This is a genomic window from Wenzhouxiangella sp. YN9, from assembly GCF_056324165.1.
The window spans coordinates 34812-50458 of sequence record NZ_JBJNIP010000041.1 but is presented as its reverse complement, the minus strand read 5'-3'; the positions used below and the strand labels follow the sequence as shown (position 1 = coordinate 50458).

At 64.4% G+C, this 15647-nt stretch carries 15 protein-coding genes; 6 read left to right on the top strand and 9 right to left on the bottom strand.

Annotated elements, in window-relative coordinates; translation table 11 throughout:
- Positions 1-247 (bottom strand): hypothetical protein (locus ACEWQ0_RS00530; RefSeq protein WP_476484167.1); only part of this gene is annotated, 247 nt, incomplete at its 3' end.
- Between the two features lie 180 nt (positions 248-427).
- On the opposite strand from ACEWQ0_RS00530, the gene ACEWQ0_RS00525 reads away from it, so the two are divergent.
- On the top strand, positions 428-886 hold the full coding sequence (locus ACEWQ0_RS00525; protein WP_476482716.1) for an RDD family protein: 459 nt from the start codon (positions 428-430) through the stop codon (positions 884-886).
- Here the strand turns inward: ACEWQ0_RS00525 and lptG are convergent.
- The 3 genes from lptG to ACEWQ0_RS00510 are packed head-to-tail and all read right to left on the bottom strand — an operon-like array spanning position 873 to position 3348.
- On the bottom strand, positions 873-1982 hold the full coding sequence (gene lptG, locus ACEWQ0_RS00520) for an LPS export ABC transporter permease LptG (RefSeq protein ID WP_476484166.1): 1110 nt from the start codon (positions 1980-1982) through the stop codon (positions 873-875). The genes ACEWQ0_RS00525 and lptG overlap by 14 nt on opposite strands.
- Positions 1946-3013 (bottom strand): LPS export ABC transporter permease LptF, encoded by a 1068-nt coding sequence (lptF, locus tag ACEWQ0_RS00515; RefSeq protein ID WP_476484165.1) that lies wholly within the window; start codon positions 3011-3013, stop codon positions 1946-1948. The genes lptG and lptF overlap by 37 nt, the downstream gene beginning before the upstream one ends.
- Positions 3007-3348, bottom strand: coding sequence for a hypothetical protein (locus ACEWQ0_RS00510; protein WP_476484164.1), 342 nt, complete (start codon positions 3346-3348; stop codon positions 3007-3009). The genes lptF and ACEWQ0_RS00510 overlap by 7 nt, the downstream gene beginning before the upstream one ends.
- Positions 3349-3387: 39 nt before the next feature.
- On the opposite strand from ACEWQ0_RS00510, the gene ACEWQ0_RS00505 reads away from it, so the two are divergent.
- The 3 genes from ACEWQ0_RS00505 to ACEWQ0_RS00495 all read left to right on the top strand — a co-directional run bounded on the left by ACEWQ0_RS00505 (position 3388) and on the right by ACEWQ0_RS00495 (position 8343).
- Entirely contained in the window at positions 3388-4881 is a 1494-nt protein-coding gene (locus tag ACEWQ0_RS00505; protein WP_476482720.1) for a leucyl aminopeptidase, read from the top strand.
- 199 nt (positions 4882-5080) lie between these two features.
- Positions 5081-5485 (top strand): DNA polymerase III subunit chi, encoded by a 405-nt coding sequence (locus ACEWQ0_RS00500; protein ID WP_476482721.1) that lies wholly within the window; start codon positions 5081-5083, stop codon positions 5483-5485.
- Positions 5486-5571: 86 nt separating this feature from the next.
- A complete protein-coding gene (locus ACEWQ0_RS00495) occupies positions 5572-8343 on the top strand; it encodes a valine--tRNA ligase (RefSeq protein WP_476484163.1) in 2772 nt (923 codons plus the stop codon).
- A gap of 21 nt (positions 8344-8364) precedes the next feature.
- Here ACEWQ0_RS00495 and ACEWQ0_RS00490 read toward each other — a convergent pair whose 3' ends face one another.
- The 4 genes from ACEWQ0_RS00490 to pssA form a co-directional block, all read right to left on the bottom strand.
- Complete coding sequence (locus ACEWQ0_RS00490) at positions 8365-9666, bottom strand: APC family permease (protein ID WP_476484162.1); 1302 nt, start codon at positions 9664-9666, stop codon at positions 8365-8367.
- 217 nt (positions 9667-9883) lie between these two features.
- A complete protein-coding gene (gene rimI, locus ACEWQ0_RS00485) occupies positions 9884-10351 on the bottom strand; it encodes a ribosomal protein S18-alanine N-acetyltransferase (RefSeq protein ID WP_476484161.1) in 468 nt (155 codons plus the stop codon).
- A gap of 11 nt (positions 10352-10362) precedes the next feature.
- Entirely contained in the window at positions 10363-10845 is a 483-nt protein-coding gene (locus ACEWQ0_RS00480) for a hypothetical protein (protein ID WP_476484160.1), read from the bottom strand.
- Positions 10845-11624 (bottom strand): CDP-diacylglycerol--serine O-phosphatidyltransferase, encoded by a 780-nt coding sequence (gene pssA / locus ACEWQ0_RS00475; RefSeq protein WP_476482736.1) that lies wholly within the window; start codon positions 11622-11624, stop codon positions 10845-10847. The genes ACEWQ0_RS00480 and pssA overlap by 1 nt, the downstream gene beginning before the upstream one ends.
- 119 nt (positions 11625-11743) lie before the next feature.
- Between pssA and ACEWQ0_RS00470 the strand changes: the two genes are divergently transcribed.
- Together ACEWQ0_RS00470 and ACEWQ0_RS00465 are read left to right on the top strand one after the other, a co-directional pair.
- Positions 11744-12205 (top strand): DUF4124 domain-containing protein, encoded by a 462-nt coding sequence (locus ACEWQ0_RS00470; protein ID WP_476484159.1) that lies wholly within the window; start codon positions 11744-11746, stop codon positions 12203-12205.
- A 188-nt stretch (positions 12206-12393) separates the two neighbouring features.
- Complete coding sequence (locus ACEWQ0_RS00465) at positions 12394-14097, top strand: proline--tRNA ligase (protein WP_476484158.1); 1704 nt, start codon at positions 12394-12396, stop codon at positions 14095-14097.
- A 33-nt stretch (positions 14098-14130) separates the two neighbouring features.
- On the opposite strand, the gene ACEWQ0_RS00460 is transcribed toward ACEWQ0_RS00465, so the two are convergent.
- Complete coding sequence (locus ACEWQ0_RS00460) at positions 14131-15375, bottom strand: mechanosensitive ion channel family protein (RefSeq protein WP_476484157.1); 1245 nt, start codon at positions 15373-15375, stop codon at positions 14131-14133.
- Positions 15376-15647: the final 272 nt, after the last annotated feature.

The window sequence follows — 15647 nt, the reverse complement described above, 5'->3', positions numbered from 1 at the left end:
CCTTCTTCTTGGAAGCCTTCTTCTTGGAAGCCTTCTTCTTGGAGGCCTTCTTCTTGGAGGCCTTCTTCTTGGAGGCCTTCTTCTTGGAGGCCTTCTTCTTGGAGGCCTTCTTCTTGGAAGCCTTCTTCTTGGAAGCTCCCGTAGCTGACGTCGCCGAGGATGTACCGGACGCGGCCGGTGTCGATGCCGTCGCAGTCCCCTGGTCAGACACCTGTTGTTCGAGCTGAGATTCTTCGTTTGTTTGCATGATGCTGACCTCCCGGGGTCGTGATCAAGAAAATCCAACTTTTCGTCCGGCGAGACCGATCGCTCTGCGTTCAGGTCAGGCAACGTCTCGCAGCGCGCTCTACTCTGCCATACTCTGCAGTCTGGTTAAAGGTTTTCAGGCCAGATACTGATCGCATTGCACAGGCATGAAGCAAGGTCCGTGTCAGAACAACAAACAACCATTACAAGCGCAGTTCAACTACCGCCCTGCAGTCTGCTTCGCCGTCTGGCAGCCATGCTGTATGACGGCCTGCTGATCATCGCGCTGCTGATGGTGGCAGCAGCCATCGTCGTTATCCCCGCAGGCGCCGGAGTCAAGGCGGGCACCTTTGCCTTTCAGCTCTATCTGCTGGTCGTGTGGTGGGCCTACTTTGCCACTTGCTGGCGCATGGGCGGGCAGACCGTCGGCATGAAAGCCTGGCGCATAAAACTGATCACGGCCAACGGGCAGCGAATGAGCTGGTCCAGCACCGTGCTGCGGTTTGTGGTTGCAGCGCTTTCGGCGGCACCACTGGGCCTGGGTTATCTGTGGAGCCTGTTCGGTGCGCAACGTCGCAGCTGGCACGACATGGCCACATCGACACGGCTGGTGGTCATGCCCAGGGTCAAAGACGCCTGAGCAGCCACAACCCCAACAACCCGAAGAACAACGCCGGCAGAATCATCAGCAGCCACAGCGGCCCCGGCCACAGCATGGCAGCACCACGAATCAGGCGGCTGATCACGAAGAACATCAAACCAAGCGACAGGCCGACGAACACGCTCAGCCCGCGCCCGCCCTGCCGGCCACCGCGGAAAGAGAACGGCAGGCTGACAAGAATCATGGCCAGCACGTTGAGCGGGAAAAACACCCGATTCCAGAGCGCCTGCCGGTACTGACCGGTATCGAGTTCATTGGCGTCAAGCAGCCCGATCATGCCCAGCAGATCATTGATGGCCAGCAGGCGTGGCTTGCTCACGGCAGAAGAGAACAGGTCGTAACTGAGCGTCGATTCCAGCGACAGCCTTTCCGACCGGCTGGATTGATCCGCCGTGCCAAACACTTCGCGCTGAACAACATCACGAAGCTCCCAGGTCTGTCCGGTGTGGGTTGCTCCTTCGGCACGCAATACCGCCCGGGGCTGAACGCCACCATCGATTCGATAGATGGTGAGATTGCCGAACTTGGGCTGATCCTCGTCCGTCCAGGCCGAATAACCGATACGGATCATCATCTCTCCGTCGCGCAGCCACAGCGCGCCGAATCGACCGAGATGAACCTGCCCGCTTCTGAGCTGATCCCGCTGCGCGTTGGCGCGCGCCTCGAGGTCGGGAATCAGAAACTCCGCCATCAGGAACAGAACAACCAGGCAGGCGCCGACGGCCAGCACCACGCTGCCGAGAATGCGCTCACGGTCGTAACCGGCCGCGCGCATGGCCACCAGCTCATTGCTGCCGGCCAGGCCGCCCAACCCGAGCATGGTGCCGATCAATGCAGCAAACGGAAAAATGTCGTAGAGCCGGCTGGGCAACGTCTGCGCCAGGTAAGCCAGCATCTGCAGCGGGCCATAATCGCCGGTGATGTCCTGGGCCTCGCGCACCAGCTCGATCAGGGTATACAACCCCACCAGAAGCACGGCCACGATCAACACCCACACCAGTACGGTGCGGCTGACATAGCGCCCGAGTATGCCGGCGATCACCACGACCTCCAGTGGCGCCAGAAAAGCGCGCACAGCAGCAGCGTCAGCGCCGCATGAATCGGCCACAGGCCCACACCCTGCATGCTGTCGTGCCGCTCCATGAGAATCAGTCCGCCGTGTACGGCGTTGCTGTACACCAGATAGAGCACCAGCGCCATGACCACGCTGGCATGCCGGCCCTGCCGCGGCCCGCGGCTGGATAACGGCAGCGCAAGCAGCCCAAGCATCAAACCCGCCAGCGGCGAAGCCAGCCGCCAGTGCCACTCACGCCGCTGAGCCGGCGTTTCCGGGGGCCACAGCTGCGGCAGCCGATGGCGGGACTCGCTGTCAATGGAGATGTCTTTCGGCGCTGGCAGCCGCAGCTCGTTGCGCCCGAAACGGACCTCCTGAATGCTGCCGTCGAGCAGGTCAACGGCATGCTGAACCTGGCGACCATCGCGCAGAAGAAGATACCGTTCCTCGTCTTCGCCCGGCAGCCAGAGCTGGCCATGGCTGGCCGTCAGCAGCTGAACGCTGTCGTCTTCCGTGTGCTGGATGAAAACATCGCTGAGCTCGCCGCTGCGTCGCTCGACGCCGCCGACATAAACCGTGGTTCGGCCCTGGTTGAGCCGATCGAACTGCCCGGGGCGCAGCCCCGCCACCATGGCCGTGCGCGCAGCGTCCGCCAGCAGGCCGGCCGAGCGCTCCACTGCCATGGGCGAAAGCCAGCCGGTAACGATCAGCAGACCACCGGCCCAGAACACCGCCGCGGTCGCCACCGGTCGGAAAAGCCGCCGATAGGTCAGGCCGCCGCTGCGCATGATCACCAGCTCGCTGTCTTCCTGCAGCCGCCCCAGGGTCATCAGCATCCCGGTCAGCAAAGCCAGAGGCCCAACCAGAATGGTGGCCTCGGGCAGCCTGAGCACGAGCATCAGCAAAACGCTGCCGCCGGGCAGGTCACCCTGAGCGGCTTCGCCCAGGAGCTCAGCCAGGAACAGCGCGCTGATGACGCCGAGAAACACGGCCAGGCTCAAGAGGCTGGCGAGCAGGCCCTGGCGCAAAACATAGCGCTGAAGAATCAGCATTCAGACCACGCGCGCTGACGGGTACAATGACCCGGAAAACCCTGACCGGCAAAACGCGCGCCAGCTACGGCCCGCGGAAGAAAACCCGGCCCGACGTCGGCAAACACGACCCCGCCAGACAAACTGAAGCGAAACCGGTTGCCGACCAGCGCGCTATCTTTCGGGCCAATACCGGAAGCGCGGTGCCGGGCGCCCTTGATGCGCTGGCCGCGCCGCGCCCGTCGGTCCTGGCCAGGGCAACAGCCACCCGGTTGGCGCCATGTCATTTGCAGCGTGTTCCACTGACGCGCTCGGCGCGTATCATGGGCCAGGCTTTGCCAGTCTGCCATCAGCATTCACATTGATCCTTCAAATTCGAGCAGGAAACGCGACTCATGCAGTTTACAACCACCAAAGACTCCGCCACGAACGTGCGCACCGATTGTCTCATTGTTGGCCTGGGTGAAACCGGGCTGGCTGGCCCGCTGACCGAAATCGACCAGGCCAGCGACGGCCTGCTGTCGCGCCTGCACGCCAGCGGCGACCTGCCGGGCAAGGCCGGCAAGACCACGCTGCTGCACGCCGTTTCCGGCATCGAGGCGGCTCGCCTGCTCATCGTCGGCCTGGGCAAGAACGAGAAATTCGACGGCGTAGCTTACGACAAGGCGGTCAAGGCTGCCGGCAAGGCGCTGAGACAGTCGCGAGCAAAAACTGCTCACTGTCTGCTCGCCGACCTGGAAGTCACAGACCGCGGTCACGACTGGAAGGTTCGCCAGGCCGGCATCGCACTGCAGTATGCCGACTATGTCTACAGCGCCACCAAGCAGCCCGCCAGCGACGCGCCGCCGGCAACCGACAGCGTCAGCTTTCCTGACGGCGAAGGCGTCAGCCACCAGCTGACTCTGGCCACGGCCATCGGCGCCGGCGTTCAGCGCGCACGCGATCTGGCCGATCTGCCGCCCAACCTGTGCACCCCCGCCTATCTGGCTGAGACCGCCGAAAAACTGGCCGCTGCGCACGCCGACCTGGAAGTGGAAGTCCTGGAAGAAGAGGCCATGCAGAAGCTGGGCATGAACGCGCTGCTGGCCGTCGGTCAGGGTTCGGCCAACCGCCCGCGCCTGATCCGCCTGAGCTGGAAAGGCGGCAAAGCCGGCGAGGCGCCGCTGGCCATGGTCGGCAAGGGCGTCACTTTCGACACCGGCGGCATCTCGCTCAAGCCGCGCGATCTGATGGAACAGATGAAATTCGACATGGGTGGCGCGGCAGCGACCATCGGCACAATGGAAACCGTGGCCCGGCTGAAGCTGCCGATGAATATCGAGGGCGTGGTCGCCGCCGTCGAAAACATGCCCAGCAGCAATGCCTATCGACCGGGTGATGTGGTTACCGCCATGAACGGCAAGACCATCGAGGTGCACAACACCGATGCCGAAGGCCGCATGATCCTGGCCGACGCGCTGTCATGGACCGGCAAGAACCTCGAACCGCAGACCACCGTTGACCTGGCCACGCTGACCGGCGCCTGCGTGGTCGCGCTGGGCCATCATGCCAGCGGCGTCATGACCCAGAACGACGAGCTGGCCGAGGAGCTGCTCTCGGCCGGGCAGCGCTCGACCGATCGCAGCTGGCGCCTGCCGCTGTGGGACGACTACCAGGAGCAGATCGACTCGCCCTTTGCCGACATGAAGAACATCGGCGGCATGCCCGCAGGCAGCATCACCGCCGGCTGCTTCCTGTCGCGCTTTGCCGAAGGCCAGCGCTGGGCGCACATCGACATTGCCGGGTCGGCCTGGCAGTGGGGCAAGCCCGGATCCGGTACCGGCCGGCCGGTCGGCATGCTGGTCGACTGGCTGGTCAATCGCGCCGGTGGCTGGGACGCCCTCGGCTGACCTTCGACGCGTCCCGGATCGTTGTGACTTCGATGCGAGCGCTGCCAGGTGGCATCACGCAGAGTCGCAGAGGAAACAAAAGAAACTCAAGGATGACTTCGAGTGCTGAAAACGCCCGCCCGACGTATCATCAGGCCCGGGATTCTGTTTTTGACTCCGCTCCTCTGCGGCTCTGCGTGAGAACTGACAAGCTGCAATCATGCGCGTAGATTTCTACGAAATGGGCGGGCGCTTCACCGATCCGCTCTACGTTGCCGGAGTACTGGTCTCCAAGGCCTGGCCAGCGACGCGCGATATTGCCGTCGTCGGCCCGGCCGGCGACCTGGAAAAGCTTGACCGGCAGCTCTGGGAGTTGCCGGAAGGGCGCTTCCTGCCGCATGATCGCAATGGCGAATCCGGAGCCCCCATCCGTCTGCTTGAGCAAGCTCCGCAGGAGGCCGGCATCCTGATCAACCTGAATCCGAGCGCGCCCCTGCCGGGCGGGTACTTTCAGCGCGTGCTCGAAATCGTGCCGCCCGACGAGTCGCTCAAGCAGAAACTGCGCGAACGCTGGCTGGCCTGGAAGCAGCGCGGCGCCGAACTGCAGCACCATGTATTGAAATGACCGCGGGTCATTGCGGGCATGATCCGGCATTTTCCGGCGACCATCACCCAACCGAACAACGATAACGCAAGCAATCGACACACCCCATGGAAAAAACCTACAACCCTGATCAGATCGAGCAGCGCTGGTACCCCTTCTGGGACGAAGCGGGCTGCTTCAGGCCCTCCGGCGAAGGCAAGCCATTCACCATCCTGCTGCCGCCGCCCAACGTCACCGGCACGCTGCACATGGGGCACGCCTTTCAGCACACGCTGATGGACGCGCTGATTCGTTATCAACGGCTGAAAGGCCGCGACACGCTCTGGCAGGTGGGCGTCGACCATGCCGGCATTGCCACCGAAATGGTGGTTACCCGCCAGATCGAGGCCGAGGGCGGCAAGCGCGATGACTACAGCCGCGACGAGTTCATCGACAAGGTGTGGGACTGGAAAGAACACTCGGGTTCGACCATCACCGCGCAGATGCGGCGGCTGGGCGCCTCGTGCGACTGGTCGCGCGAGCGCTTCACCATGAACCCGGATCTGTCCGAAGCCGTCGTCGAGACCTTCGTTCGCCTGCATGAAGAAGGCAGGATCTACCGCGGCCCGCGCCTGGTCAACTGGGATCCGGTACTCCAGACAGCCATTTCCGATCTGGAAGTCGTCAACAGCGAAGAGCAGGGCAAGCTGTGGTCGATTCGCTACCCGCGTACCGACGGCAAAGGTGACGTCATCGTTGCCACCACCCGCCCCGAGACCCTGCTCGGCGACGTCTGCGTTGCCGTCCACCCCGACGACGAGCGCTATACCGACCTGGTCGGCAAGACCGTCGAATTGCCGCTGACCGGCCGCCAGATTCCGGTCGTGGCCGATGACTATGTCGATATGGAATTCGGCACCGGCTGCGTCAAGATCACGCCAGCGCATGACTTCAATGACTACGAAGTCGGCAAACGGCACAGCTTCGAACCGATCAACGTCTTCACCCCCACCGCGGAAATCAACGACAACGCCCCCCAGGCCTACCGGGGCCTGGATCGCGTCGAAGCCCGCAAACGCATCATTGAGGACCTGAAGTCAGAAAATCTGCTGGTCGAAGAAAAACCTCACACCCTGATGGTGCCGCGCGGCGACCGCTCCGGCCAGATCATCGAGCCCTACCTGACCGATCAGTGGTTCGTGAGGATGGACGAGCTGGGCCAGCTCGGGCTCCAAGCGGTCGAGTCCGGCGAGGTCGAATTCGTGCCCGGCAACTGGATCAACACCTACCGTCACTGGATGGAAAACCTCCAGGACTGGTGCATCTCGCGCCAGCTGTGGTGGGGCCATCGCATTCCGGCCTGGTACGACGGCAAGGGCAATGTCTTCGTCGGGCGCAGCGAATCCGAAGTGCGCGCCAAGCATGGCTTGTCCGATGACGTCCATCTCGAGCGCGACGAAGACGTTCTCGAAACCTGGTTCTCCTCGGCGCTGTGGGCATACTCCACCCTCGGCTGGCCCGATGAAGAGCGCATGCAGTCCGAAGGTTTCGAACGCTATCTGCCCAGCTCGGTGCTGATCACCGGCTTCGACATCATCTTCTTCTGGGTTGCCCGGATGATCATGATGACCAAACACTTCACCGGCAAGGCGCCCTTCGAGCAGGTCTACATCACCGGTCTGATCCGCGACCGCGACGGACACAAGATGTCGAAATCCCGCGGCAACGTGCTCGACCCGATCGATCTCATCGACGGCATCGAGCTCGAAGCGCTGGTGGCCAAGCGCACCGACGCCATGATGCAGCCGAAAAAAGCCGAAGCCGTGGCCCGGGCCACCCGCGAGGAATATCCCGACGGCATCCCGGCCTTCGGCGCCGATGCGCTGCGCTTCACCTTCGCCGCCCTTGCCGGTTACGGTCGCGACATCAAGTTCGACCTGGGCCGCTGCGAAGGCTACCGCAACTTTCTCAACAAGCTCTGGAACGCCGCGCGCTTCACCCTGATGAACACCGGCCAGGAAGAAAAGCTGCCGGTCCCGGCTGAACACGACCATGACGTGCTCTCGCGCTGGATTCGCTCGCGGCTGAGCCGCACCATCGAAACCGTCGACGCCGCCCTGGCCGACTATCGCTTCGACCTGGCCAGCCGCGCGCTCTACGACTTCGTCTGGCACGAATTCTGCGACTGGTATCTGGAGCTGGCCAAGCCGGCCCTGGCCGACGACGCCGATCAGGCGACCGCCCGCGCCACACGCTACACCCTGGCCACCGTACTCGAAGCGACGCTGAAGCTGCTGCATCCGTTCGTGCCCTTCGTCACCGAAGAAATCTGGCAGCGCGTACGCGTGCCGGCCGGCAGCAATGCCGACACCATCATGGCCACCCGTTGGCCCGAACCCGGCCAGATCGACGAAGCAGCGGAACACGACGCCGAGTGGCTCAAGACCGTGATTTCCGCCATCCGCTCGGCGCGCACCGAACTGGGCCTGGCGCCCGGCAAACCGATGCCGCTGATGGTGCAGCTCGGCAGCGACGACGACTTCGAGCGCCTCGAACGCTTCGGCTCGCTGATTCAGCGCCTGGCGCGCATCGAGTCCATAGAACGGGTTCCCGACGAACGCGACAGCGGCGACTGTGCGGTGGCCCTGGCCGGCAACCTGCGGCTGCTGATCCCCCTGGCCGGCCTGGTCGACATCGGCGAAGAACTCGCCCGGCTCAACAAGCAGCTCGAGCGCGAACGCAAGGGTCTGACGCAAACCGAAAGAAAGCTGGCCAACGAGCGCTTCGTCGACAACGCCCCGGCCGAAGTCGTTGACCGCGAGCGTCAGCGCCTGGACAAGCACAAGGCCCGAGTGGCCGAGCTCTCCCACCAGGTCAAAAAGCTCGAAGCACTGGCCTGAACAGGTGCCGGCATCAGGGGTTCAGCGCCGCCAGCGCATGCCCCAGAACACCGCGGTGCCCACCAACAGCACCGCCGCGGTGGCGAGAATGGAATCGAGGCTGATCTGCACCAGCAGCAGCCCGCAGGCGCAAAATGCAATCACCGGGATGGCCCAGCCGCCGGGCAATCGAAAACCGGACTCACCGGTCTGGCTGCCCGCCGCGCGCAGTCGCGGCATGGCACCGATGCAGGCCATGTAGATCAGCACCCGCACCAGCGCGCTCATCGCTGCCAGCCACAGAAAAGAACCCACTACCGACAACAGCAGTGTCAGCACGGAAAAGAAAATGATGGAGTTGGCCGGCGTGCGATAGCGGCCGTGCACCTGCCCGAGCCAGTCCGGCAGGTTGCCATCGCGCGCCAGAGCATAAGTCAGCCGCGGTGCTGAAATCATGGTGCCGGCAACGTTGCCGCCCACCGAAAGCACCACGCCGGCAGTCAACAGGACGGCGCCCGTGGGCCCCATGAGCACAGCAGCGACATCAACCAGCGCGCGGTCGGACGTGGCCAGATCGGGCAGGGCCGCCACGCTGATGGCCTGAATCAGCACGTACAACGCGGTGGCCACCGCCAGCGCTCCGAACAATGCCAGCGGCATGGCCCGTCCCGGCATGCGCACCTCGCCGGCCGGCACCAGCGCCGACTCCCAGCCAACAAAGGCATAAATGACCAGCAGGGTCGCCGCGCCAAGGTCACCGCCGACCGGCAGCGGTGCGGCCGTCACCGCCCGCACCGACGGCGCCAGCCACGACAGCCCGGCCACCACCAGGGCCAGCAGCGGAATCAGCTTGAATATCGTCAACACGCCCAGCGAGCCCACAGCGCGCCGAACGCCGGTGACATTGACCCAGCACAGCAGCCCGAGAATCACCGTCAGCAGGGCAACCCGAACCCAACCCTCGCCGGCGGGCGGCCACAGGTAGGCAACCGACACGATCAGCAGATTCAGGTTGGCCGCATAAGCGGTCAGGCGAGCAATATAGAAAGCCCAGCCGGTCTGAAAACCGGCAAAGCGACCAAAAGCGGTATCGATATAACGAATAGGACCGCCGGTGTGCTCGAAGCGCGAAGCAATCTCGGCAAAACACAGCATGATGAAGCCCAGCACCAGCGCACAGACCACAAACACCAGCGGGCTCCATACCCCGGTCAACGCCGCAGCACCGGCAGGCACTCCGAAAATACCCGCCCCGATCATGCCGTTGAGCGCCAGCAAACCAATACCGACCGCACCAAGCTGCCGATCGAGCCCCTCGTCACCTGATTGTTGCCTGTTTCTCATCACATGCTCACGGACCATTGACCGCCGCAGTATAGAGGGCAACAGCCGTGTGCAGCCAGCCCGCGGGTTCTGCCAGGCACAATCGCCTTTAAAACACCGCTCATCGCAGGCTACGCTGAACGAGCGTGACGGAAGCAAGAGTTTCCGGGGCCGGCCCGGGGGGTTCGGCCTTTACTATTGGCACCTCATCCGGCCTGGGGCACAGGTCCGCAGGTGGCTACCTTTCCGGCCCACAATCCATATGCAGCACCATCACCATCGCGTCTTCGCGGCCTTGATCGGCGGGGTAATAGCCGGGGCGGCGGCCGATGACGCGGAAGCCGCAGCTTTTGTAGAGGGTCACGGCGGGCTTGTTGCTGGGGCGCACTTCCAGAAACAGGCGGTCGGCGCAGCCGACCTGTGCTTCGCGGATGACGTGCTCGAGCAGCAGCCGGGCCAGGCCACCGCCGCGCTGGTCGGGGTGAATGCAGATGTTGAGCAGGTGCGCTTCATCCAGGGCATGGGAGACGATGGCGTAGCCGGCCAGCTCGCCCCGGTTGATCAATACGCGGCAGCGGTAGCCCACGCGCAGGCAGTCCTGAAAGATGCCGCGTGTCCAGGGATAGGGGTAGGAGGCCTTGTCGATCTGTGCGACCGCGCTCAGGTCGCCACGCTGCATGGCGCGAATATCCAAGCGCGGCGACATGACTGCCGACATCAGTCTTGCAGCGCTTTGGACAGCATTTGCCACAGGCGGCGCCGCGCCTGGCCGCTGGTGGCCAGCTGCGCAAGATCAGGGGCCAGATGCAGGCCTGATTCGACCGGGGCGCTGCCGAACACGAGCACGTGCCGCACGCCACGGGAATCCAGCTGGTCGATGGGCACGCCGGCCGACTCGGAGTCAGCCCACTGGCCGAAGCGGCAACGGGCCGAGCCAATGGTTGCCTGAATGTCACCAAGCAAGAGGTCGTGACGTCCGTCCCAGGGCGCATCCTGAACGAGTAGCCAGTCGCCGCTACCCGATGCCATGCGAACACGCGGGGCGGCTGCGGCTGGCGCTGCCGGCTGAGCGACCTGAACAGCAGCGGGGCCAGTGGCGGGTTGCTCTGGCTGGCGGTGGGCAACCCGGCGATCGCGGCGCAGCCATACGTCAATACCCAGGGCCGCGAGGCGCTCGCGCGAGGCTGGCGTGAGCGTCATCAGCGATCTCCTTCGCGCCGGCGGCGCAGGCGCTGGCGGTTGCGGCCGCGGATGGTGACCACCGGCCCGGAAAGCACGTAGAGAATGCCAACGGTCAGCAGTACGGCGGGCAGATCGATGGCCAGCAGCACCAGCAGCACCAGCAGCAAGAACAGCCAGGCGAAAGGCACGCGGTCGCCGCGCGGCCTGGCCTTGAAGCTGAAATAGCGCACCCGCGAGACCATCAGCGTGCCCAGCAGGATCGTGACCACGAGCAACGGCCAGGACATCAGCTCGGGGTTGATCTGACGGTCGTCGGAAAACCAGACGATGGCAACCAGCATGCCGGCGGCAGCCGGGCTCGCCAGCCCCTGGAAATACAGCTTGTCGGCAACCCCGGCCTGGGTGTTGAAGCGGGCCAGCCGCAATGCCGCGCAGGCGGCAAAGAAGAAAGCGCCCAGCCAGCCGGCCTTGGCGGCCACGGTGCCGGGATCGCCCAGCGCGTCTAGCGCCCAGGTAAACACCAGCACCGCCGGTGCAATACCGAACGAAACCATGTCGGAGAGGGAGTCGTACTGGACACCGAACTCCGACTGGGTGCCGGTCAGGCGCGCCACGCGGCCGTCCAGGCCGTCGAGCAGGCCGGCGATGAGGATGGCGATACAGGCCGATACCGGCTCGCCGCCGATCGCTGAAACGATAGCGAAGAACCCGGCCATCAGCGCGCCGGTGGTCAGCGCGTTGGGCAGCAGGAAAGCGCCGCGGGCGGGGGAGTGTTCGGATTGATCGTCGGCTGCCATGCCTCGGACATTCGCATCGGCTTGAACAAACCCAAGAATAGCATCTCCCCCGGAACTTGCGTTGGCCCGGATACTGCGGCAAAGTCGGGGCGCAAGCCCCTTGCTCGAGGAAAAGACGCATGCACAAGGCAATCATCAGCGCTCTGCTTGTGGCTGGATTGATCGGCCTCATGGCCGCGGCGGAGGCAGCAGCACAGGACCAGACGATCTACAAGTGGGTGGACGCGGAAGGGGTGGTCCACTATGACGCACGACCACCGGCCGACGGCAACTATGAAGAGATCGACATCAGAACCCGCGAGGCGGTGAATTCCGGCAGCGGCAATGGCGAGGCCCCGGCCGACGCGCAGCAGGCTGAACCCGAGCAGGCGCCGCCCGGGCAGGCAGCCACGGAGCCGGCGGGGCCGGACCCCGAGGTTGTCGCCGAGCGCTGCAAGCAGGCGCGCGACAATATGGAAAAGCTCAATCAGCGCAACAACCTTCTGGTGCGTGACGATGATGGCGAGCCGCATGTGATTAGCAGCGAGGAGCGCCAGCAGATGCTGGACGAAGCGCAGAAATTCGTCGACGAGTGGTGCTGAAAGCCATACCCCCGACTTTCGGAAGTCGGGCAGCGGCTGCAGCGTCAGTCAGGATGGCCGCGACGCCGGCTGGTACCCCGGGCCGGCAGGTCTCTTCCTGTTGCCGGCGCCAATCTCTGCCCGACGGCTGCTAGAATTCCGCGCTTACCCGATTGTTGCCGGATTACCGCCGGACAGGCCGAACTTCCATGAGAACCTCCCGTTTCCACCTCGTTACCCGACGCGAAGCGCCGGCCGACGCCGAGATCGTCAGCCATCAGTTGATGCTGCGTGCCGGCATGATCCGCAAGCTTACTTCAGGCATTTACAGCTGGACGCCGCTGGGTCTGAAAGTGCTGCGCAAGGTCGAGCAGGTGGTGCGCGAGGAGATGGACGCCGCCGGCGCGCTGGAAATGCTGATGCCCGCCATCCAACCGGCCGAGCTGTGGCAGGAAACCGGCCGCTGGGAAGACTTCGGCCCGCTGCTGCTCAAGATCACTGACCGGTCAGGCCGCGAATTTGCTTTCGGGCCGACGCACGAGGAGGTCATCACCGAACTTGCGCGCGCGGAGCTGCGCTCGTACAAGCAGCTGCCGATGTGCTTCTATCAGATCCAGTCAAAATTCCGCGACGAGATCCGCCCGCGCTTCGGAGTGATGCGCGCGCGCGAATTCTTGATGAAGGACGGCTACTCCTTCCACATGAGCGACGCCAGCCTGGCCGAGTACTATCAGGTGATGTTTGACGCCTATACGCGCATCTTCGAGCGCCTGGAACTGAAGTTCAAACCGGTTCTGGCCGACTCGGGCGCCATCGGCGGGGCCGTCAGCCACGAATTTCACGTCCTTGCCGACTCCGGCGAGGACGCCATCGCGCACGTGCCCGGCGGCACTTTCGCCGCCAACGTCGAGCTGGCCGAGGCCGTGGCCACCGGCGAGCGCGCCGAACCGGGCGAAGAGATGCGTCTGGTCGACACGCCCGAAGCCAAGACCATCGCCGAGCTGGTCGAGCAGTTCGACCTGCCCATCGAACAAACGGTCAAGACGCTCGTGGTCGAGGCCAGCGAGGAGTGTGAAGCCGGATTCGTGGCCCTGCTGGTGCGCGGCGACCACGAGCTCAACGATATCAAGGCAGAGAAGCATCCCTGGGTGGCCGCGCCGCTGCAGATGGCCACCGAGGCCGACATCCGCGCCGCAGTGGGCGCCGGCCCCGGCAGCCTGGGCCCGGTCGAGCTGCCGCTTCCCTGCGTGGTCGACCGTCAGGTAGCGCAGATGAGCGACTTTGCCGCCGGCGCCAACGTCGAGGACAAGCACTATTTCGGCATCAACTGGGAGCGCGACGTCGCCCTGCCCGAGGTGGCTGATCTGCGCAACGTCGTCGCCGGCGATGCCAGCCCCGAAGGCGACGGCACACTCGAGATCATCCGCGGCATCGAGGTGGGCCATATCTTCCAGCTGGGCCGCAAGTATTCCGAGGCCATGAACGCCGTGGTGATGGATGAAAACGGTCGCGGCGTGCATCCGACCATGGGCTGCTACGGCATCGGCGTGTCGCGCATCGTCGCCGCCGCCATCGAGCAGAACCATGACGAGGCCGGCATCATCTGGCCCGAGCCGATGGCGCCTTTTCAGGTGGCCATCCTGCCGGTCAACGGCCACAAATCCCACCGCGTGCGCGAGCAGGCCGAAAAGTTCTACACCGAGTTGAGTGCGGCCGGCCTGGACGTGCTGCTCGACGACCGCGCCCTGCGCCCCGGCGTGATGTTTGCCGACGCCGAGTTGATCGGCATTCCCCACCAGCTCGTCATCGGCGATCGCGGCCTGGACAAGGGCATTGTCGAATACCGCCGGCGCGGCGGCGACAACGAGGATGTTGCGCTCGACGAAATCGTGGGCCGGCTCACGCGCGACTGAACACGGCGAACCAGCCCAATGGGGTGGGTGACCTCAGCCGGCGTTGTCGGGGCGACCCGGCCGGCCCGGCGTGCCGGCATCCCGCACCCACACATCGCGCTGCGGAAACGGAATTCCGATTTCAGCGGCGTTGAGCGCGTCATAGACCGCCATATTGAGCTCATGGGTGATCCGGCCACGCTCGACTGGCCGGCGCACCCAGCACAGCAGCTCGAAATTCAGGCTGGAATCACCAAAGCCACGCATGCGCACCCGCGGCTCGGGATCCTTGCAGACGGTCTCATGGTCGCCGGCAACGGCCTTGAGCACCTCGACAACTTCATGAACGTCACTGCCGTAGGCCACGCCAATCTTGATGCGAATTCGGAAGCGCTCCCACTTGCCGCCCGACTCGTTGTAGATCTGCGAGTTGGCCATCATCGAGTTGGGCACGGTAATCTCGACATCGTCGCGGGTGAGGATGCGCGTCGAGCGGATGCCGACCTTGGTGATTTCGCCGCGCTCACCGCTGCCCAGTACCACGTAGTCACCCAGCTTGTAGGGGCCATCGGCGATGATGAAAAAACCGGCAAACAGGTTGGCCAGGCTATCTCGTGCGGCAAAACCCACGGCGAGACCGATCACCCCGGCTGACGCCAGCCAGGCGGTCGGATTGATATTCCACACCAGCAACAGCGCGTAAGCGCCGGCGCCGATGACCAGCACCGTCATGATCAGATCGAACAGCGGCATGGTGCGTGCTTCGACGATGGCGAAACGCCGGCCCAGCCCGCCGAGAATCTCCAGGCCGACATGCCCGGCCTTGAGCGCGGATACGATCAGGCGCAGCACCAGCAGGGTCAAGGCAATGCGGGTCAGGACCATTTCGGCCGTCTTGCCCAGACCCAGCACCTGAATGGCGAGCACGATGGCCAGATAGGAAAGAATCAGCGCGGCAGCGTTGGCGCTGATCCTGAGCAACTGCTCGTCGAGCGCGGTACGCGTGCGGGAGGTCAGCTTGCGGCCCCAGAACAGAACAAACCAGCGGCCCAGGACGGCCAGCGTCACGCCGGTCAGGGCTATCGCCAGAGCCAGCACCGGCGGGTAATTGGCCAGAAACTCCCAGGCGCCCTCAAGCTGCGGCGGCAGCCAGACCGGCGTATCGACGGCCGCGGCAGCGGCGTCTTGCGCAACTTCAACGCCGCCGGCACCATCGGGTTCGACGGTAATGGTGACCGGTGCCCCGGAAGCGGCGTCGCCACCCTGCCCGGCGGCGTCTGGATGAATCGGATCCTGCATGCTTCTCTCTCCCTCTTCGACCGCGACCCGGGGCCGGACAACCGATCTGGTGCTCTTCCGAAGCATGGTACACCGCCGCCGGCGAATGCCAACATCACGGCGGCGCAGCAACAACTGTTGACAACAACTTGCGCGGCACGGGCCGGCTCCAGTATAATTGGCTGGATTTGCCTTGCCCCCAGGGCGGGTGAAGAAACCAAAACACACGCTGATCGACACATGCGTCGGGGTTGTCCCCGGTCCCACGGGCCGAGGATCGCCGCATGGGGTCA